18 protein-coding genes and 1 pseudogene are annotated in these 20,002 nt (G+C 64.2%); 3 read left to right on the top strand and 16 right to left on the bottom strand.

Annotated elements, in window-relative coordinates:
* Positions 1–64: 64 nt before the first annotated feature.
* Complete coding sequence (locus tag ACXI0U_RS17245; protein ID WP_479550601.1) at positions 65–577, bottom strand: CinA family protein; 513 nt, start codon at positions 575–577, stop codon at positions 65–67.
* A gap of 129 nt (positions 578–706) precedes the next feature.
* Here ACXI0U_RS17245 and mutS point away from each other — a divergent pair, with 129 nt between their 5' ends.
* Together mutS and fdxA are read left to right on the top strand one after the other, a co-directional pair.
* Positions 707–3,286 carry a DNA mismatch repair protein MutS gene (gene mutS, locus ACXI0U_RS17250; RefSeq protein ID WP_350446862.1) on the top strand — a complete coding sequence of 860 codons (2,580 nt, stop codon included), beginning with the start codon at positions 707–709 and terminating at the stop codon, positions 3,284–3,286.
* A 138-nt stretch (positions 3,287–3,424) separates the two neighbouring features.
* Complete coding sequence (gene fdxA / locus ACXI0U_RS17255) at positions 3,425–3,748, top strand: ferredoxin FdxA (protein ID WP_021219412.1); 324 nt, start codon at positions 3,425–3,427, stop codon at positions 3,746–3,748.
* A gap of 478 nt (positions 3,749–4,226) precedes the next feature.
* On the opposite strand, the pseudogene rpoS reads toward fdxA, so the two are convergent.
* The 8 genes and pseudogenes from rpoS to ACXI0U_RS17295 all read right to left on the bottom strand — a co-directional run bounded on the left by rpoS (position 4,227) and on the right by ACXI0U_RS17295 (position 11,499).
* Positions 4,227–5,226, bottom strand: a pseudogene (gene rpoS / locus ACXI0U_RS17260) (RNA polymerase sigma factor RpoS).
* Between the two features lie 103 nt (positions 5,227–5,329).
* The gene (locus ACXI0U_RS17265) at positions 5,330–6,190 is read right to left on the bottom strand and encodes a peptidoglycan DD-metalloendopeptidase family protein (protein ID WP_479550602.1); all 861 of its coding nucleotides are present in this window, start codon (positions 6,188–6,190) and stop codon (positions 5,330–5,332) included.
* 203 nt (positions 6,191–6,393) lie between these two features.
* A complete protein-coding gene (locus ACXI0U_RS17270; protein ID WP_169708397.1) occupies positions 6,394–7,029 on the bottom strand; it encodes a protein-L-isoaspartate(D-aspartate) O-methyltransferase in 636 nt (211 codons plus the stop codon).
* 41 nt (positions 7,030–7,070) lie between these two features.
* Complete coding sequence (gene surE / locus ACXI0U_RS17275; protein WP_021219415.1) at positions 7,071–7,820, bottom strand: 5'/3'-nucleotidase SurE; 750 nt, start codon at positions 7,818–7,820, stop codon at positions 7,071–7,073.
* Complete coding sequence (gene truD, locus ACXI0U_RS17280; protein WP_479550603.1) at positions 7,808–8,866, bottom strand: tRNA pseudouridine(13) synthase TruD; 1,059 nt, start codon at positions 8,864–8,866, stop codon at positions 7,808–7,810. Before truD ends, surE begins: the two co-directional genes overlap by 13 nt.
* Positions 8,863–9,336, bottom strand: coding sequence for a 2-C-methyl-D-erythritol 2,4-cyclodiphosphate synthase (ispF, locus tag ACXI0U_RS17285; RefSeq protein WP_021219417.1), 474 nt, complete (start codon positions 9,334–9,336; stop codon positions 8,863–8,865). Before ispF ends, truD begins: the two co-directional genes overlap by 4 nt.
* 109 nt (positions 9,337–9,445) lie before the next feature.
* Positions 9,446–10,291 carry an S-formylglutathione hydrolase gene (gene fghA / locus ACXI0U_RS17290; RefSeq protein ID WP_431482542.1) on the bottom strand — a complete coding sequence of 282 codons (846 nt, stop codon included), beginning with the start codon at positions 10,289–10,291 and terminating at the stop codon, positions 9,446–9,448.
* Between the two features lie 95 nt (positions 10,292–10,386).
* The gene (locus ACXI0U_RS17295; protein WP_479550604.1) at positions 10,387–11,499 is read right to left on the bottom strand and encodes an S-(hydroxymethyl)glutathione dehydrogenase/class III alcohol dehydrogenase; all 1,113 of its coding nucleotides are present in this window, start codon (positions 11,497–11,499) and stop codon (positions 10,387–10,389) included.
* A gap of 104 nt (positions 11,500–11,603) precedes the next feature.
* Between ACXI0U_RS17295 and ACXI0U_RS17300 the strand changes: the two genes are divergently transcribed.
* Entirely contained in the window at positions 11,604–12,515 is a 912-nt protein-coding gene (locus ACXI0U_RS17300; RefSeq protein WP_271658796.1) for a LysR substrate-binding domain-containing protein, read from the top strand.
* Here the strand turns inward: ACXI0U_RS17300 and ispD are convergent.
* From ispD to accA, 7 genes are all read right to left on the bottom strand, one after another.
* A complete protein-coding gene (ispD, locus tag ACXI0U_RS17305) occupies positions 12,491–13,201 on the bottom strand; it encodes a 2-C-methyl-D-erythritol 4-phosphate cytidylyltransferase (RefSeq protein ID WP_431482543.1) in 711 nt (236 codons plus the stop codon). The genes ACXI0U_RS17300 and ispD overlap by 25 nt on opposite strands.
* Positions 13,198–13,479 carry a cell division protein FtsB gene (gene ftsB / locus ACXI0U_RS17310; RefSeq protein WP_021219422.1) on the bottom strand — a complete coding sequence of 94 codons (282 nt, stop codon included), beginning with the start codon at positions 13,477–13,479 and terminating at the stop codon, positions 13,198–13,200. The genes ispD and ftsB overlap by 4 nt, the downstream gene beginning before the upstream one ends.
* A gap of 60 nt (positions 13,480–13,539) precedes the next feature.
* Complete coding sequence (gene eno, locus ACXI0U_RS17315) at positions 13,540–14,829, bottom strand: phosphopyruvate hydratase (RefSeq protein ID WP_021219423.1); 1,290 nt, start codon at positions 14,827–14,829, stop codon at positions 13,540–13,542.
* Positions 14,830–14,976: 147 nt separating this feature from the next.
* A complete protein-coding gene (gene kdsA, locus ACXI0U_RS17320) occupies positions 14,977–15,822 on the bottom strand; it encodes a 3-deoxy-8-phosphooctulonate synthase (RefSeq protein ID WP_184487681.1) in 846 nt (281 codons plus the stop codon).
* Between the two features lie 3 nt (positions 15,823–15,825).
* Positions 15,826–17,457 carry a CTP synthase gene (locus ACXI0U_RS17325; protein WP_031287661.1) on the bottom strand — a complete coding sequence of 544 codons (1,632 nt, stop codon included), beginning with the start codon at positions 17,455–17,457 and terminating at the stop codon, positions 15,826–15,828.
* Between the two features lie 165 nt (positions 17,458–17,622).
* A complete protein-coding gene (gene tilS / locus ACXI0U_RS17330; protein ID WP_479551103.1) occupies positions 17,623–18,936 on the bottom strand; it encodes a tRNA lysidine(34) synthetase TilS in 1,314 nt (437 codons plus the stop codon).
* 46 nt (positions 18,937–18,982) lie between these two features.
* Positions 18,983–19,933, bottom strand: coding sequence for an acetyl-CoA carboxylase carboxyl transferase subunit alpha (accA, locus tag ACXI0U_RS17335; protein WP_021219427.1), 951 nt, complete (start codon positions 19,931–19,933; stop codon positions 18,983–18,985).
* Positions 19,934–20,002: the final 69 nt, after the last annotated feature.

The following is a 20,002-nucleotide window of genomic DNA, read 5'->3' on the forward strand; positions in this document are numbered from 1 at the left end:
GGCCTGACAGGCCACCAACAACTGTATAAGTAGCCAGTATTATTCCATAGGGCAAGACCCACGCCTACCCCTCGGACGCTTTTTCTCCTGCAGCTAGTCGGATAAGCCCATCCAGGGCCCTGGCGACCGTCTGCCGGCGAACGGCCTGTCGATCGCCATCGAACCGGCAACGGCACGAAGACAAGGAATCGCCATCGGCCCAGGCCAGCCAGACCGTGCCCACCGGCTTCTCCGCCGAGCCGCCATCAGGCCCTGCCACCCCACTGACCGCCACGGCGAAACGCGCACCACTGGCGAGCCGGGCCCCCTGCGCCATCGCTTCGACCACTTCGCGGCTGACTGCGCCTACGCGACCGAACAGCTCTTCGGGTACATCCAGTTGCCGGGTCTTCTGACGATTGGAATAGGTGACGTAACCGGCCTCGAACCAGGCCGAGCTGCCGGGAATGCGAGTGATCGCCTCGGCGATACCTCCCCCGGTGCAGGATTCGGCAGTGGTCACCTGGGCAGCGAGCTCACGCAACGAATCGCCCAGGCGGGCAGCGAGCTCGGTCAGCCGTGAATCGATATCGGACATGTGCACTCCGGGGTTAAAGCGGGCCAGCGGGATACCGTACACTAGCGCCTTTTGCGCGCAAGGCCGGGCATGGATTCCTCCTCCCGAACGCGCCTTGCCGCCCCACATTCAAGACAGATGCGCTGACAGATGGCCAAAGATACCCAGGACCTCTCCGACCACACCCCGATGATGCAGCAGTATTGGCGGCTGAAGAACCAGCACCCGGACCAGCTGATGTTCTATCGCATGGGTGACTTCTACGAGATCTTCTACGAAGACGCCAAGAAGGCGGCCAAGCTTCTCGACATCACCCTCACCGCCCGTGGCCAGTCCGCCGGCAAGTCGATCCCCATGGCGGGCATTCCCTTCCATTCGGTGGAAGGCTACCTCGCCAAACTGGTGAAGCTGGGCGAGTCGGTGGTCATCTGCGAGCAGATCGGCGACCCGGCCACCAGCAAGGGCCCGGTCGAACGCCAGGTGGTGCGCATCATCACTCCCGGCACCATCAGCGACGAAGCGCTGCTGGATGAGCGCCGCGACAACCTGATCGGTGCGGTACTGGGCGACGAACGCCTGTTCGGCCTGGCCGTGCTGGACATCACCAGCGGCCGCTTCAGCGTGCAGGAGATCAAGGGCTGGGAAAACCTGCTGGCCGAACTCGAGCGCATGAACCCTGCCGAACTGTTGATCCCGGACGATTGGCCCCAAGGCCTGCCAGCGGAGAAACGCCGTGGCGTGCGCCGTCGCGCGCCCTGGGACTTCGACCGGGATTCCGCACGCAAGAGCCTGTGCCAACAGTTCGGCGTACAGGACCTCAAGGGCTTCGGTTGCGAAAACCTGACCCTGGCCATCGGCGCCGCCGGCTGCCTGCTGGGCTACGCCAAGGAAACCCAGCGCACCGCCCTGCCCCACCTGCGCAGCCTGCGCCATGATCGCCTGGATGACACGGTGATCCTCGATGGCGCAAGCCGCCGCAACCTGGAGCTGGACATCAACCTCGCCGGCGGGCGTGACAACACCCTGCAATCGGTGGTCGACCGTTGCCAGACCGCCATGGGCAGCCGCCTGCTGAGCCGCTGGCTGAACCGCCCGCTGCGCGACCGTGCCGTACTGGAAGCACGCCAGGACTCCATCAGTTGCCTGCTGGAGCGCTTCCGCTTCGAAGGCCTGCAACCCCAGCTGAAGGAAATCGGCGACGTCGAGCGCGTCCTCGCCCGTATCGGCCTGCGTAACGCCCGCCCTCGCGACCTGGCCCGCCTTCGCGACGCCCTGGCCGCCCTGCCGGAGCTGCAGCAGGCCATGACCGGCCTGGAAGCACCGCACCTTGGCGTCCTGGCCACCAACATCCGCACCTACCCGGAACTGGCGGAGCTGCTGGCCCGCGCCATCATCGAAACACCGCCCGCGGTGATCCGTGACGGTGGCGTGATCAAGACCGGCTACGACGCGGAACTGGACGAGCTGCAAGCCCTGAGCGAGAACGCCGGCCAATACCTGATGGATCTGGAGGCCCGCGAGAAGGCGCGCACCGGCCTGCCCAACCTCAAGGTCGGTTACAACCGCATCCACGGCTACTTCATCGAACTGCCCCGCGTGCAGGCCGAGCAGGCTCCCGCCGACTACATCCGTCGACAGACCCTCAAGGGTGCCGAACGCTTCATCACCCCCGAGCTCAAGGCATTCGAGGACAAGGCGCTATCGGCCAAGAGTCGCGCCCTGGCCCGTGAAAAGATGCTCTACGAGGAACTGCTGGAGCAGCTGATCGAACAGCTGGCGCCGCTGCAGGACACCGCTGCCGCTCTGGCCGAGCTGGACGTGCTGAGCAACCTGGCCGAGCGCGCGCTGAACCTCGACCTGAATCGCCCCCGCTTCGTCGAAGAGCCCTGCATGCGCATCGTGCAAGGCCGCCATCCGGTGGTGGAACAGGTACTGGATACCCCCTTCGTGGCCAACGACCTGTCGCTGGACGACGCCACGCGCATGCTGATCATCACCGGCCCGAACATGGGCGGTAAATCGACCTACATGCGCCAGACCGCCCTCATCGTCCTGCTGGCCCATATCGGCAGCTTCGTGCCGGCAGCCAGTTGCGAACTGTCGCCGGTGGACCGCATCTTCACCCGCATCGGCTCCAGCGACGATCTCGCCGGCGGCCGCTCCACCTTCATGGTGGAGATGAGCGAGACCGCCAACATCCTGCACAACGCCACCGACAGCAGCCTGGTGCTGATGGACGAAGTGGGCCGTGGCACCAGCACCTTCGACGGTCTGTCCCTGGCCTGGGCCGCCGCCGAGCACCTGGCGCGCCTGCGCGCCTACACGCTGTTCGCCACCCACTATTTCGAGCTGACCGTGCTGCCGGAAAGCGAGCCGGTGGTGGCCAACGTCCACCTCAATGCCACCGAGCACAACGAGCGCATCGTCTTCCTGCACCATGTGCTACCTGGCCCTGCCAGCCAGAGCTATGGCCTGGCGGTGGCTCAGCTTGCGGGCGTTCCAGCCGACGTGATCCAGCGCGCCCGCCAGCATCTGGCGCGCCTGGAGACCACCAGCCTGCCCCACGAAGCGCCGAAAGCAGCACCTGGGCAACCCGTACCGCCGATGCAGAGCGACATGTTCGCGAGCCTCCCGCACCCGGTACTGGACGAGCTGGCGAAGCTGCAACCAGACGACCTGACCCCACGCCGCGCGTTGGAGTTGTTATATACATTGAAGGCTCGAATCTAACGCCATAGCGCACAAGCTGTTAGAATCCCGCGCGCTCTGGACGAGCTCCGACCACAAGCCTGAGCCGGAGACGCCATTCCAGAGCCGGGGAGCCCAATTAGCCAGGGTTTCCGAGCCGCCGCTGAGGAGAGAATTAGAATGACCTTCGTCGTCACCGACAACTGCATCAAATGCAAATACACTGACTGTGTGGAAGTCTGTCCGGTGGACTGCTTCTACGAAGGCCCGAACTTCCTGGTCATTCACCCGGACGAGTGCATCGACTGCGCACTGTGCGAACCCGAATGCCCGGCCCAGGCCATCTTCTCCGAGGACGAAGTTCCGGAGGATATGCAGGAGTTCATCGAGCTCAACCGTGATCTCGCTGAAGTCTGGCCGAACATCACCGAGAAGAAAGACGCCCTGGCAGACGCCGAAGAGTGGGATGGCGTCAAAGGCAAGCTCCCGCAACTGGAGCGCTGATCGACAGACAGCAAAAAGGCCCGCAATCGCGGGCCTTTGTTTTTTGCAGGCAAAAAAAGGGGCGGTTGCCCGCCCACTCTTTTGTCCCTATCCCTTTAAATCCCTTTCATCATCCTGATGAGTCACATCCCGTGACGCTCCTGGCCGAAGTCCGTATCGGCCCGCAACGTTCCGTGTTGCATGGGGCTGATGATAGCGACTCCAGGTAATCGAACAAGGGCACTTGTTGGTGAAACAGCGGCGTGCGGCGTTAGGCTTAAAAATGAAAAGCCTTTATTTTCAATAACTTAAAAATAAACCTCAGTGATCTCGCCACATTATCGACTGGCTTTTGACCCATAACACTTACACCATTTGTAAGCGAATACTTACAAGTACGTTATGCGCAAACAACGAAACGGCGGCATAACCACTTGTTCCTGATCGGCTCCCCAAAAAGAAACCCGGCCAAGGCCGGGTTTCTTCGGATCACTATCGGTTATTGGAACAAGGCATCACTCGAAAGGCCGTTCTTCTCAAGAATCTCCCGCAGGCGCTTCAAGGCTTCCACTTGGATCTGCCTCACCCGTTCCCGGGTCAGTCCGATTTCCTGGCCGACTTCCTCGAGCGTGCAGCTTTCATGGCCGCGCAAGCCAAAGCGGCGCACGACGACCTCACGCTGTTTGTCCGTCAATTCGGAAAGCCATTGATCGATGCTCTGCGACAAATCGTCATCCTGCAGCAACTCGCAGGGGTCGGTAGGACGGTCGTCGGTCAGGGTATCGAGCAGCGTCTTGTCCGAATCCGGGCCCAGGGAAACGTCCACCGAGGTAACCCGCTCGTTCAGGCCGAGCATCCGCTTCACCTCTTCAACCGGCTTCTCGAGCAGGTTGGCGATTTCTTCGGCGGAGGGCTCGTGATCGAGCTTGTGGGTCAACTCCCGCGCTGCGCGCAGATAGACGTTGAGTTCCTTGACCACATGGATCGGCAGCCGGATGGTCCGGGTCTGATTCATGATCGCGCGTTCGATGGTCTGGCGTATCCACCAGGTCGCATAGGTGGAGAAGCGGAAGCCCCGCTCCGGGTCGAACTTCTCGACCGCCCTGATCAAGCCGAGGTTGCCCTCTTCGATCAGATCCAGCAGGGAGAGCCCCCGGTTGACATAGCGTCGGGCGATTTTCACCACCAGGCGCAGGTTGCTCTCGATCATGCGTTTGCGTCCGGCGGGATCACCACGCTGCGCCAGGCGCGCGAAGTGCACTTCTTCTTCCGGAGTCAGGAGGGGGGGAAAAGCCGATTTCGTTGAGGTAAAGCTGGGTCGCGTCTAGGGCGCGCGTGTAGTCGATGTACTTGTGCTGCTTGAGTGAGCTCGACTTGGATTTGGTGCTGGGGGGAGACTCGTGCTCCTCGCTCAATCCCTCGTCCATGACGACGCCTGGCTCCAGGAGGAGCAGCTCGTCGTCGACGTCAAACTCCGGCGCTTCTTTATTGAGTGCCATTGTTGTTGTCCCTTGCTGAGTTCGACAACAAGCTCTGACGACGCCATTTCCCTGGCTACGCCTGAGCCCGTCCATCCCACGTGGGTGACGGGCCGACGTCGGATCAACGACGAGGCAGATATTGCAGTGGATCTACAGGCTTACCTTGGCGGCGAATTTCAAAGTGAAGCTTCACCCGGTCAGTACCCGTTGAGCCCATCTCTGCAATGGTCTGTCCGACCTTGACCTGCTGTCCTTCCCGTACCAGCAGCCTGCGGTTGTGACCATAGGCGCTTACGTAGGTATCGCTGTGCTTGATGATCACCAATTCGCCGTAGCCCCGTAATCCACTCCCGGCGTAAACAACGGAACCATCCGATGCAGCCAAAACAGGCTGGCCTAATTCACCTGCTATATCAATCCCTTTATTCAAACTACCGTTTGAGGAAAAACGGCCGATCATCGTGCCGTTCGCAGGCCACGCCCAGCCAGTCGCTGAGCGGGTTACAGGCAAGGTCGAGGTCGTTGCCGGCGTGGTCGCGACAGGTGGCGGCACGGGCTTGGTGGGCTGATTCTGAGCCGGCTGGCTCGGCTGCGTAGTGGGCTGCTTTGGCGGTGGCGTAGTGACGACAGGCGCTGTCGCAACGGAACGTACCGGAGCGGAATTGGACTGCCCGTCGAAGCGGATCGTCTGCCCCGGACGGATCACATAGGGCGCGGGAATGTTGTTGCGGGCAGCCAGGGCTTTCCAGTCCCAGCCGAAACGGAAGGCAATGGAATAGAGGGTATCGCCCCGCTGGACACGGTACTGACCCGTGGTCACCGGCTGGCGCTGCTGGGCAGCGGCACGGCCATCGCGGTCGACCACCTGCACACCGCCAGGCGGCGAGCTGGCGCACCCTGCCAGCAACAAGCCGACGGCAACGACGGACAACAGTCCTCGTGTGCTTCCCATGCTGATCCTCTGCCTAATGGCCAGGCTCATTCCTGTCCCCTTTCCCCAACGCCCAAAGGTCGTACTTATTGTGTCGAATTTATCGTTCAGGGCCAGTTACCCTTTGCTCGTTCCAGGCTGGCCGCTACATGGCCGGGCCGCAACGACGCATCATCTGTCTGCCAATCAGAAAGGCGATCGGCGCGCGGGTTCCCCGAAGGTCGGAGGATAGTACGTCGACTCACCCACCGAGTTCAGGCGAGCGGCCCATTGAGCAGCGGCACGAAGCGCACGGCATCCAGCACATGGCGCGAGAAGCCCTGCTCCTCGCGGATGATCAGCATCAGCTGCTGAACGTCGCCCGCACCTACCGGAATGACCAGGCGCCCACCGGGAGCCAGTTGATCCAGCAGCGCCTGGGGCACCTCGGCTGCGCCGGCGGTGACGATGATGCCGTTGTAGGGCGCCAGCGCGGACCAGCCCTCCCAGCCATCGCCCCAGCGGAACACCACGTTGCGCAGGTTGAGCTCGACCAGGCGCTCCTTGGCGCGATCCTGCAGGCTCTGGATGCGCTCGACGGAGAACACCCGCTCCACCAGCTGCGCCAGGATGGCGGTCTGGTAGCCGGAGCCGGTACCGATCTCCAGCACCTTGTCCAACGGCCCTGCCGCCAGCAGCAGCTCGCTCATGCGGGCCACCATGTACGGCTGGGAGATGGTCTGGTTGTGCCCGATGGGCAGCGCCGTATCTTCATAGGCGCGATGCGCCAGCGCCTCGTCGACGAACAGATGACGTGGCGTGCGACGGATGGTTTCCAACACATGGGCGTTGGACAGCCCTTCCTCATAGAGGCGCTGGATTAGACGCTCGCGAGTGCGCTGGGAAGTCATGCCGATCCCCCGGCGCAGCAGATCGTCCTGCTCGCGAGCCATCAGAACAGCCTCCCCAGTGAGCCTTCGAGGCTGTCGAGGCCCTGGGTGAACGTACGGTCCAGCTGCAACGGCGTGATGGAGACGTAGCCCTGCATCACCGCATGGAAGTCGGTACCCGGGCCGCCATCCTCGGCGTCGCCGGCGACCGCGATCCAATAACCTTCCTTGCCCCGCGGGTTGACCACCTTGACCGGCGCCGCCGCACGGGCGCGATGGCCGAGGCGGGTCACCTGGATGCCGCGGATGCGATCCAGCGGCAGGTTGGGGACGTTCACGTTGAGCACGGTACGCGGCGGCAGATCGAGCTGGGCATGCCCCTCGACCAGCTTGCGAGCGAAATGCGCGGCAGTGGCGAGGTTCTCCGGCTGCCGCGAAAGCAGCGAGAAGGCGAACGCCGGCAGCCCGAGGAAGCGGCCCTCGAGAGCAGCCGCGACCGTGCCGGAATAAAGCACGTCGTCACCCAGGTTGGCACCGAGGTTGATACCGGAAACCACCATGTCCGGCGTCTGCTCCAGCAGGCCGTTGAGCCCGAGGTGCACGCAATCGGTGGGCGTACCGTTGATGCTGATGTAGCCGTTGTCGAGGCGCTGCGGGCACAGCGGCCGATCCAGGGTGAGCGAGCTGCTGGCACCGCTCTTGTCCTGGTCAGGGGCGATGACCACGCAATCGGCATAACTTTCTAGCGCAGCATGCAGGGCGGCGAGGCCGGGTGCATTCACCCCGTCGTCGTTGGAAATCAGAATACGCATGGGTTGTCCGTCTGCCCTGCCGGCACCAGATCGACAAGCTCGCGAACCACTGCGGTAGCGAAGCATCCAGCCGGCAGGACGAATTCCAGTTGCAGAACGTCAGGCTCGGGATAATGCCACGTAAGGCCGCCGATGGGGAGGCGGAGGATGCGCCGTTCGTGCGCCATGCCCGCATCCACCAACCAGTCGCGCAAGGCGGGCTCGGCATCGGCCAGCGCTTGCTCGCGCGCGGCACTGTCGCCGCCCGCCGGGGACGGGCCTTCGCCCCACAGGGCACCGGTCGGATGCAGGTCGAGGATCGCCAGGCGCGGGTCCCGGCACTCCTCCTCGCCGGCCATGAAGAAGCTGCGCTTGTCGGTAAAGGCCAGCAGGTCGCCGACTTCGGCACGGCTCCAGTTGCCGCTGGCGACACGCTCGGCGAGCACGCGGTTGAACAGGTAGCTACGCCCGGCCGACAGCAGACGTGAACGCAGGTTGCGCTGCTCCGGCAGCTCACGCCGCTCGGCAAAGGCACGGGCGTCGACGACATTGCCACCGCCATGGCCGAAGCGCTGCAGGCCGAAGTAGTTGGGCACGCCGCCGGCAGCCATGGCGGTCAGCCGTGCATCCAGGGCCTCATGGTCAGCGGCCAGGCGCGTGAGGCGCAGGGTAAAACCGTTGGCCGAGTGCGCGCCGCGTTGCAGCTTGCGCTTGTGGCGGGCGCTTTTGAGGATGCGCAGGCTCGAGTTCTCGGCAGCGGAAAGGTCCGGGTCGGCCTTGCCCGGCAGGTGCAGGCTGAACCACTGGCGGGTCAGTGCCTGACGATCCTTCAGGCCGGCGTAGCTGATGGTACGCACCGGCACTCCGGCGGCACGGGCGATGCGCCGTGCGGCCTCCTCGGTGTTCAGTTCGCGCTTCTCCACCCACAGCCACAGGTGCTCGCCCTCGCCGGCGAGGGGGATGTCCAGCACTTCGTCTACCTGGAAGTCCTCGGCGATGGCCTTGAGCACGGCCTGCCCCAGGGGCTCCCCATAGGCACGCGGGCCCAGCAGTTCGAGTTCGTTCATGCCTTCAGCAACAGGGCGACTGCGTGAACCGCAATCCCCTCCTCGCGCCCGGTGAAACCGAGCTTCTCGGTGGTGGTGGCCTTGACGTTGACCTGGTCCAGCTCGACGCCGAGGTCTTCGGCGATCAGCGCACGCATGGTCTCGATATGCGGGGCCATCTTCGGCGCCTGGGCGACGATAGTGGCGTCGACGTTACCGACCTTCCAGCCCTTGTTGCGCACCTGCACCAACACATGGCGCAGCAGCGCGCGGCTGTCGGCGCCCTTGAACTGTGGGTCGGTGTCCGGGAAGTGCTTGCCGATATCACCCAGCGCCGCCGCGCCCAGCAGCGCGTCAGAGAGTGCGTGCAGCAGCACGTCGCCGTCGGAATGGGCAATGAGCCCGAACTTGTGAGGGATGCGCACGCCGCCCAGGGTGATGAAATCCCCTTCGCCAAAGCGATGCACGTCGTAACCGTGGCCAATTCGCATAGTCAGAAAAACGCCCTGAAAAGTCAGGGCGCGATTCTAACTGAAAGCGGAAGCGGGAAGCGGGAAGCCAGACCGGCTTCCAGCCCTCAGATCACCCCAAGCCGACTCATCAGCCTTTCAACGCAGCGGCGTGGTGCCGCAGGTGATCGTCGATGAAGCTGGCGATGAAGTAGTAGCTATGGTCGTAGCCCGGCTGCAGGCGCAGCGTCAGCGGATGATCGGCAGCCTTGGCGGCGGCCTGCAGCGCCTCGGGCTTGAGCTGGTTGACCAGGAAATCATCGCGGTCGCCCTGGTCCACCAGGATAGGCAGGCGCTCGCCCGCCTCGGCGATCAGGGCACAGGCATCCCATTCGCGCCAGCGCGAGCGGTCATCACCGAGGTAGCGGGAAAATGCCTTCTCACCCCAGGGGCACGCCATCGGGTTGACGATCGGCGCGAAGGCCGACAGCGACTGATAGCGACCCGGGTTGCGCAGCGCGCAGACCAGCGCACCATGGCCGCCCATGGAATGCCCACTGATGCCGCGCTTGTCCGAGACCGGGAAGTTGGCCTCGATCAGCGCCGGCAGCTCCTGCACCACGTAGTCGTGCATCCGGTAGTTGCGCGCCCAGGGTTCCTGGGTGGCGTTGAGGTAGAAGCCGGCGCCCAGGCCGAAGTCCCAGGCACCGTCCGGGTCACCCGGCACATCGGCACCGCGCGGGCTGGTGTCCGGGGCGACGATGATCAGCCCCAGCTCGGCGGCCAGGCGATGGGCACCGGCCTTCTGCATGAAGTTCTCGTCGCTGCAGGTCAGCCCCGACAGCCAGTACAGCACCGGCAGCTTCGCACCCTGTTCGGCCTGGGGCGGCAGGTAGACGGCGAAGATCATGTCGCAGTTGAGCGTGGTGGAACGGTGGCGATAGCGCTTGTGCCAGCCACCGAAGCTCTTGTTGCTGGAAACGATTTCAAGGGTCATTGAACGGACTCCGTCCGAGCAGTGAGCCAGAAGCTGGAAGCCCGAAGCAAAAGGCATCGCTACCTCCAGCTTCAAGCTTCAGGCTTCTAGCTAGCTCAGTAATGAATGACGGTGCGGATGCTCTTGCCTTCATGCATCAGGTCGAAGGCTTCGTTGATGCGGTCCAGCCCCATGGTGTGGGTGATGAAGGTATCCAGCGGGATCTCGCCCTTCTCGGCCTTTTCCACATAGCTCGGCAGCTCGGTGCGGCCTTTCACGCCGCCGAAGGCCGAACCGCGCCAGACGCGACCGGTCACCAGTTGGAACGGACGGGTGCTGATCTCCTGGCCGGCACCGGCGACACCGATGATCACCGACTCGCCCCAGCCCTTGTGGGCGCACTCGAGGGCGGCGCGCATCAGTTGCACGTTGCCGACACACTCGAACGAATAGTCGACGCCGCCGTCGGTCAGCTCGACCACCACGTCCTGGATCGGCTTGTCGTGGTCCTTCGGGTTGATGAAGTCGGTCGCGCCCAGCTCACGGGCCACATCGAACTTCGCCGGGTTGATGTCGATGGCGATGATGCGCGAGGCCTTGGCCATCTTGGCGCCGATGATCGCCGCCAGGCCGATGCCACCCAGGCCGAAGATGGCCACGGTGGCGCCCTCCTCCACCTTGGCGGTGTTGAGCACCGCGCCGATGCCGGTGGTCACGCCGCAACCCAGCAGGCAGACCTTCTCCAGCGGCGCTTCCTTGGGAATCTTCGCCAGGGAAATTTCCGGCACCACGGTGTACTCGGAGAAGGTCGAGGTGCCCATGTAGTGGTAGATCGGCTGGCCGTTGTAGGAGAAACGGCTGGTGCCGTCGGGCATCAGGCCCTTGCCCTGGGTGGTGCGCACCTTCTGGCACAGGTTGGTCTTGCCGGATTTGCAGAACTTGCACTCGCGGCATTCGGCCGTATAGAGCGGGATCACGTGGTCGCCCACAGCCAGGGAGGTCACGCCCTCACCCACCGCCTCGACGATGCCGCCACCTTCGTGGCCGAGGATGCAGGGGAACACGCCTTCGGAATCCGCACCGGAGAGGGTGTAGGCGTCGGTGTGGCAGACGCCGGTGGCAACGATGCGCACCAGCACTTCGCCGGCTTTCGGCGGAGCGACGTCCACTTCGACGATCTGCAGGGGTTTGCCGGCCTCGAAGGCAACGGCGGCGCGCGACTTGATCATGGTGACTCTCCAGTGGATTTAACGATGACGGGGAGTGTAGATGAGCGCTCAATGGTAAATAATCCGCCACAAAGCAAAACATTATTGCTGAATGGGGATAATCGATGAGCCGTTGGGAAGGGTTGGACGAATTCGTCGCCGTGGCCGAGACCGGCCGCTTCACCGCCGCCGCCGAACGCCTGGGACTGTCCTCGTCCCATATCAGCCGCCAGGTGGCGCGACTGGAAGAGCGGCTGCAGACCCGGCTGTTCTATCGCAGCACGCGCAAGGTGGCACTGACCGAAGCCGGGCAGACCTTCCTGCAGCACTGCCAGCGCCTGGTGGACGCGCGTGACGAAGCCCTGCGCGCCGTCAACGACCTCACCGGCGAACCCAAGGGGCTGCTGCGCATGACCTGCGCCGTCGCCTACGGCGAGCGCTTCATCGTGCCCCTGGTGAATGAGTTCATGGCCCGGCACCCGCAACTGCGGGTGGAGATCGAGCTGAGCAACCGCCCGCTGGACCTGGTCCACGAAGGCCTGGACCTGGCCATCCGCCTCGGCCGCCTGCAGGACTCGCGGCTGGTGGCCACGCGCCTGGCACCCCGGGTCATGTACCTGTGTGCCGCGCCTTCCTACCTGGAACGCTACGGTCGCCCCCACAGCCTGTCGGAGCTCGGCCGGCACAACTGCCTGATCGGCAGCTCGGACCAGTGGAGCTTCCTCGCCGAAGGGCGGGAACAGACGGTACGGGTTCAGGGCAACTGGCGCTGCAACAGTGGCGAGGCGGTGCTGGATGCGGCGCTGCGAGGCTTCGGCCTATGCCAGCTGCCGGACTACTACGTGCTGGAACACCTGCAGAACGGCCGGCTGGTTTCACTGCTGGAGCAGCATCAGCCGCCGAACACGGCAGTCTGGGCGATTTATCCACAACAGCGTCACCTGTCGCCCAAGGTGCGCCAATTGGTGGATTTGTTGAAGGAAGGCCTGGCGAACCATCCGGCCTATCGCGATCAGTGCCGGCCGGCCCAGCGCTGACGCAGCCAGTCGAGGTCTTCCGGGCGGGTGACCTTGAGGTTGTCCGCACGTCCTTCGATCAGGCGCGGCGCCTGTCCCGACCATTCGATGGCCGAGGCCTCGTCGGTCACGGCGACGCCTGAGACCAGGGCATCGGCCAGGGAGCGATGCAGGCTGCCAAAGCGGAACATCTGCGGCGTATAGGCCTGCCAGATGACGCTGCGGTCGACGGTCTCGGCCACACGGCCATCAGGCCCGGCACGCTTCAGGGTGTCGCGTGCCGGCACCGCCAGCAGGCCGCCGATAGGGTCATGGGCCAATTCGGCCAGCAGCAGGTCGAGATCACCGCGCGACAGGTTGGGCCGGGCAGCGTCGTGCACCAGCACCCAGTCATTCGGGCGTGCGCCCAATTCGTCCAGGCGCAGCAGCGCCTTGAGCACGGTATCGGCACGTTCCTTGCCGCCATCCACCCGCTCAATGCGCGAATCGCTGGCGCAATCCAGTTCGGGCCAGTACGGGTCATCGACGGACAGGCCGACCACCACGCGCTTGAGGTTCGGATGGTCGAGGAAGCAGGCGAGGCTGTGTTCGAGAATGGTCCGCCCGGCCAGTTCCAGATACTGCTTGGGGCGGTCGGCACGCATCCGGGCGCCGACACCGGCGGCCGGGATCACGGCCCAGAAGGCGGGGAGTTCGGGGGGACTCATTCGGCCAACTGATAGAGGGTTTCGCCCTCTTTGACCATGCCCAGTTCGTGACGCGCGCGCTCTTCCACGGTCTCCATGCCCTTCTTGAGCTCGGAAACTTCGGCCTCGAGGATGCGGTTACGTTCCAGCAGGCGTTCGTTCTCGCCCTTCTGGTCGGCGATCTGCCGCTCGAGGTCCGTCACCTGCGCCAGGCTGCCGTCGCCCACCCACAGGCGATACTGCAACCCGGACAAGGCCAGGATCAGTACGACGAACAACCAGTAAGGGGATTTGGCCATCGAAAGAGAGGTTTCCATACGAAAAGGGCAGCTTTCGCTGCCCTTTTTATCATCCCCGGCTTAGCCGCGGAACTCGGCACGACCACGGTAAGGCGCCTTTCCGCCCAGTTGCTCTTCGATGCGCAGCAGCTGGTTGTACTTGGACACGCGGTCGGAACGGCACAGGGAGCCGGTCTTGATCTGGCCGGCGGCGGTGCCTACGGCCAGGTCGGCGATGGTGCTGTCCTCGGTTTCACCGGAGCGGTGGGAGATCACCGCAGTGAAGCCAGCGGCCTTGGCCATCTGGATGGCTTCCAGGGTTTCGGTCAGCGAGCCGATCTGGTTGAACTTGATCAGGATCGAGTTGCCGATGCCCTTCTCGATGCCTTCCTTGAGGATCTTGGTGTTGGTGACGAACAGGTCGTCGCCCACCAGCTGGATCTTCTCGCCGATCTTGTCGGTGAGGATCTTCCAGCCAGCCCAGTCGGACTCGTCCAGGCCGTCTTCGATGGAGATGATCGGGAAGCGCTCGGTCAGGCCTTTCAGGTAGTCGGCGAAGCCTTCGGCGTCGAACGACTTGCCTTCACCGGACAGGTTGTACTTGCCGTCTTCGAAGAATTCGCTGGCAGCGCAATCCAAGGCCAGGGTCACGTCGGTGCCCAGCTTGTAGCCGGCATTGGCGACGGCTTCGGCGATGGCGGCCAGGGCGTCTTCGTTGGAGGTCAGGTTCGGGGCGAAGCCACCTTCGTCACCCACGGCGGTGTTCAGGCCACGGGCCTTCAGCACGGCTTTGAGGTGGTGGAAGATCTCGGTGCCCATGCGCAGGCCATCGGAGAAGGTCTTGGCGCCAACCGGCTGGACCATGAACTCCTGGATGTCGACGTTGTTATCGGCGTGCTCGCCACCGTTGATGATGTTCATCATCGGCACCGGCATGGAGTACTGGCCCGGGGTGCCGTTGAGGTTGGCGATGTGCGCGTACAGCGGCAGGTCCTGGTCCTGGGCGGCGGCCTTGGCGGCGGCCAGGGACACGGCGAGGATGGCGTTGGCGCCCAGGGAGGCTTTGTTCTCGGTGCCGTCGAGGGCGATCATCGCCTGGTCGAGTGCTTTCTGGTCGACCGGGTCTTTACCCAGCAGCAGGCTGCGGATCGGGCCGTTGATGTTGGCAACGGCTTTCAGCACGCCCTTGCCCATGTAGCGGCTCTTGTCGCCATCGCGCAGCTCGAGGGCTTCACGGGAACCGGTGGAGGCACCGGACGGCGCGCAGGCGCTGCCGACGATACCGTTGTCCAGGATCACATCCGCCTCGACGGTGGGGTTACCGCGGGAATCCAGGACTTCACGGCCCTTGATGTCGACGATCTTTGCCATTGTTGTTAGCACTCCAAAGTTGACGATGACGCTGCAGCGGAATTAGAGGGGCGGCGCGGGCGGACGTTCACTTGGGCAGATCCGGCCCTTGACCTGACCGATCGGTCAGATAACGCGCGCCCGGCACTTTACCGGAGATTTGCCCGTTCAGGCAGTCTCGATCGGCGGAAAACTCTTGACCAGATCATCCAGCTGCTTGAGCTGGGCGAGGAACGGTTCCAGCTTGTCCAGGCGCAGGGCGCAGGGGCCGTCGCACTTGGCGTTGTCCGGATCCGGGTGCGCCTCCAGGAACAGGCCGGCCAGGCCCTGGCTCATGCCGGCCTTGGCCAGGTCGGTGACCTGGGCGCGGCGGCCACCGGCGGAGTCGGCGCGACCACCCGGCATCTGCAGGGCATGGGTGACGTCGAAGAACACCGGGTACTGGAACTGCTTCATGATGCCGAAGCCGAGCATGTCCACCACCAGGTTGTTGTACCCGAAGGAGGAGCCGCGCTCGCAGAGGATCAACTGGTCATTACCCGCCTCCTCGCACTTGGCCAGGATGTGTTTCATCTCCTGGGGCGCGAGGAACTGGGCTTTCTTGATGTTGATCACCGCACCGGTCTTCGCCATCGCCACGACCAGGTCGGTCTGGCGGGAAAGGAAGGCCGGCAGCTGGATGATGTCGCAGACTTCGGCGACGGGCGCGGCCTGATGCGGCTCGTGCACGTCGGTGATGATCGGCACGCCGAAGGTCTTCTTCACTTCCTCGAAGATCTTCAGGCCCTCTTCCAGGCCGGGGCCGCGGAAGGAGGTCACCGACGAGCGGTTGGCCTTGTCGAAGCTGGCCTTGAAGACGTAGGGGATACCGAGCTTGTCGGTGACCCTGACGTATTCCTCGCAGACCTTCAGTGCCAGGTCGCGGGACTCCAGCACGTTCATGCCGCCGAACAGCACGAAGGGCTTGTCGTTGGCGATCTCGATGTCACCGACGCGGATGATCTTCTGCGCCATAGGTCAGGCCTTCTTCGCTTTCTGCGCCAGGGCGGCGTTGACGAAGCCGCTGAACAGCGGGTGACCGTAACGCGGCGTGGAGGTGAACTCCGGGTGGAACTGGCAGGCGACGAACCAGGGATGATCCGGAGCCTCGACCACTTCGACCAGGGCGCCGTCGCCGGAGCGACCGGTGATCTTCAGACCCGCTTCGCGCAGTTGCGGCAGCAGGTTGTTGTTCACTTCGTAACGGTGGCGGTGGCGCTCGACGATCTCGTCCTTGCCGTAGCAGGCATGCACAAGGGAGCCGCTTTCCAGCTGGCAGGCCTGGGCGCCAAGGCGCATGGTGCCGCCCAGGTCGGACGCCTCGGTACGGATCTCGGTGGCACCGGTGGCATCTTCCCACTCGGTGATCAGGCCCACGACCGGGTGGCCGCTGGCCTTGTCGAATTCGGTGGAGTTGGCGTCGGTCCAGCCCAGCACGTTGCGGGCGAACTCGATGACCGCCACCTGCATGCCGAGGCAGATGCCCAGGTAGGGGATCTTGTTCTCGCGTGCGTATTTGACGGTGGTGATCTTGCCTTCCACGCCGCGCAGGCCGAAGCCGCCGGGAACCAGGATGGCGTCGACGCCTTCCAGCAGGCTGGTGCCCTGGTTCTCGATATCTTCGGAATCGATGTAGCGCAGGTTGACCTTGGTGCGGTTCTGGATGCCGGCATGGCTCATCGCTTCGATCAGCGACTTGTACGCGTCCAGCAGCTCCATGTACTTGCCGACCATGGCGATGGTGACGTCCTTCTCCGGGTTCAGCTTGGCATCGACGACGCGATCCCACTCGGAAAGATCGGCACCGCCGCACTGCAGGCCGAAGCGCTCGACGACGAAGTCGTCCAGGCCCTGGGCGTGGAGCACGGAAGGAATCTTGTAGATGGTGTCGACGTCCTGCAGGGCGATGACCGCGCGCTCTTCCACGTTGGTGAACAGGGCGATCTTGCGACGCGAAGACAGGTCGACTTCATGGTCGGAGCGGCAGATCAGTACGTCGGGCTGCAGACCGATGGAGCGCAGTTCCTTCACCGAGTGCTGGGTCGGCTTGGTCTTGGTCTCGCCGGCAGTGGCGATGTAGGGGACCAGGGTCAGGTGCATCAGCATGGCGCGCTTGGCGCCCACTTCCACGCGCAACTGGCGAATGGCTTCGAGGAAGGGCTGGGACTCGATGTCACCCACGGTGCCGCCGATCTCGACCATCGCGACGTCGGCATCGCCGGCGCCCTTGATGATGCGACGCTTGATCTCGTCGGTGATGTGCGGGATGACCTGGATGGTGGCGCCCAGGTAGTCACCACGGCGCTCCTTGCGCAGCACGTCCTCGTAGACGCGGCCGGTGGTGAAGTTGTTGTTCTGGGTCATGGTGGTGCGCACGAAGCGCTCGTAGTGGCCCAGGTCGAGGTCGGTCTCTGCGCCGTCCTCGGTGACGAACACTTCACCGTGCTGGAAGGGGCTCATGGTGCCGGGATCGACGTTGATGTACGGATCCAGCTTGAGCATGGTGACCTTCAGCCCCCGCGCTTCCAGAATGGCGGCCAAGGATGCCGAGGCGATGCCTTTCCCCAATGAAGAAACAACACCACCCGTGACGAAGATGTAGCGCGTCATGAAAAACCCTAGAAGTCTGCGTTTAGGCGGAAGGCCGCCGGGGAGAGCGAAGTAAGGCCGAAGCCTGCAATCTGGAACAGTGCCAAAACGGCAAACTCCCGCCGACTCCGAAGGAATCAGCAAGAGCTCTGTAAGACGGGAGCGTAGTCTACCGGAAAGACCCTTTCAGCTCAAACCTTGGTCATTCGTCGGCGGTGTCCAGCGCAGTCGCCAGCGCGCATCCGCAGGCCCGGCGAGGCCCGGGAGATTGGCCACGGCAAGCAGTTCCCCCCTGCGGTAGAGCAGTGGCAGGCGCCCACGGACGAACGCCGGCAAGCCGCTCTCGTTGAGGAGGCGCTTGAGGTCGCGACGCCCACGCCCCGCGACATCGAGCACTTCACCGCCCTGGCGGTAGCGCACCTCGAGCGCACCTTGCGGGGGCTCGCCGACAAGCTGCAACTGGCCGTTGCCGGGCAACTCCAGCACCTTGCCGGGCTCAGGCCATTGCCCGCCCGCCAACAGCCCCTGCTGCCAACTGCCGGGCAACCACCACAGCCGTCCGTCGGCGCGCCGTAGTTCTCCGCCCTGGAGTTTCCAGACCGGGCTGGCACTGGAGCCGGCATCACGCAAGTCGTCCCAGCCAGCCCAGTGCCCGCTGTCCGGCATCGCGGTGAACGCGTTGAGCCAGTGGCGCAGGGCATTGCGCTGCCGGGCCGGAGACAAGCCGATCAACGGCGCCAGCTCCAGGGACGGCAGCAGCAGCCAGGGGAAAGCGCTGTCGGTACGTGCCGCCTGCAAATCCAGTTGCGCCAGTTCGCCGAGCAGCGCTTCGCCTTCGGCCAGATGCTCGGCACTGCGGGCGATACTCGACGACGCCTGCGGCCAGCGCTCGGCAAGTGCCGGCATGATCCGTTGACGCAAGTAGTTGCGGGAGAATTCGGTGTCATCGTTGGACGGGTCCTCGACCCACTCCAGCCCCAGCTCACGCGCACAGGCTTCGAGTTCAGCGCGAGGCACCTGCAGCAGCGGCCGAAGCAGAACACCACCCCCCAGCACGCGACTGCCCGGCATACCCGCCAGGCCACGCACCCCTGCGCCACGCAGCAGGCGGAACAGCAGGGTTTCCGCCTGGTCGTCACGGTGCTGGGCACTCATCAGCACCTCCCCTGCCCCGAGCCGAGCGATGAAGGCGGCATAACGGGCATCGCGCGCAGCACGCTCCAGGCTGTTGCCCGGCGCCACCCGCACCCGCGCCACATCCAGCGGCACACCCAGCCCGTCGCATATGCGCTGGCAATGGGCAGGCCAGGCCTCTGCAGCGGGCTGCAGGCCGTGGTGAACATGGATGGCGGAGAGAGGTGGCAGGCGCTCGCGCTCGGCGAGGCGCACCAGGAGGTGCAGCAGGACGGTGGAATCCAACCCTCCGGAGAAGGCCACCCGCCAGGCCGGTGCGTCACGCCAGGGGGCGACGGCAACCAACAGGAGGGATTCGAGCTTCAGGACGAGCGAGTGGCCGCTTGCGGTCACGCGCTCGTCCCCATGGCCGTCAGGCCACGCCATAGCTCATCAGGCGCTCGTAACGGCGAGCCAGCAGGTCGTCGGTGTCGAGTTTCTTCAGGGCTTGCAGTTGCGAGGTCAGTTCCGCACGGATCGACGCGGCCGCTACGGCCGGTTCGCGATGGGCGCCACCCAGGGGTTCGCCGATCACCTTGTCGACGATGCCCAGGCCCTTGAGGCGCTCGGCGGTGATGCCCATCGCCTCGGCGGCATCTGGTGCCTTCTCGGCGGTTTTCCACAGGATGGACGCGCAGCCTTCCGGCGAGATCACCGAATAAGTGGAGTACTGCAGCATGTTCAGGCGGTCGCAGACGCCAATGGCCAGCGCACCACCGGAACCACCCTCACCGATGACGGTGGCGATGATCGGGGTCTTCAGGCGCGCCATCACGCGCAGGTTCCAGGCGATGGCTTCGCTCTGGCCACGCTCTTCGGCATCGATGCCCGGGTAGGCGCCGGGGGTGTCGATGAAGGTGAGGATCGGCATCTTGAAGCGTTCCGCCATTTCCATCAGGCGGCAGGCCTTGCGATAACCCTCGGGGCGCGGCATGCCGAAGTTGCGGCGTACCTTTTCGCGCACTTCACGGCCTTTCTGGTGGCCGATGATCATCACCGGCTGGTCATCCAGGCGGGCAACGCCACCGACCAGGGCCGCGTCGTCGGAGAAGTGGCGATCGCCATGCAGCTCGTCGAACTCGGTGAAGATGTGCTCGATGTAATCGAGGGTGTAGGGGCGGCGCGGGTGGCGTGCCAACTGGGCGATCTGCCAGCTGGTCAGGTTGCCGAAGATGCTTTCGGTGAGCGCGCTGCTCTTCTCCTGCAAGCGGGAGATTTCGTCGGTGATGTTCAGCGCGTTGTCGTTGCCGACCAGGCGCAGCTCCTCGATCTTGGCTTGCAGGTCAGCGATCGGCTGTTCGAAATCCAGAAAATTCGGGTTCATAGGCTTCCGTCGTGCGCGTGGGGCCAGGCGGCTGGTTCCATTTGGCGCCCTACCTTAAAGGAAGGGCGC

The sequence above is a fragment of the Pseudomonas sp. C9D1 genome (assembly GCF_056491235.1).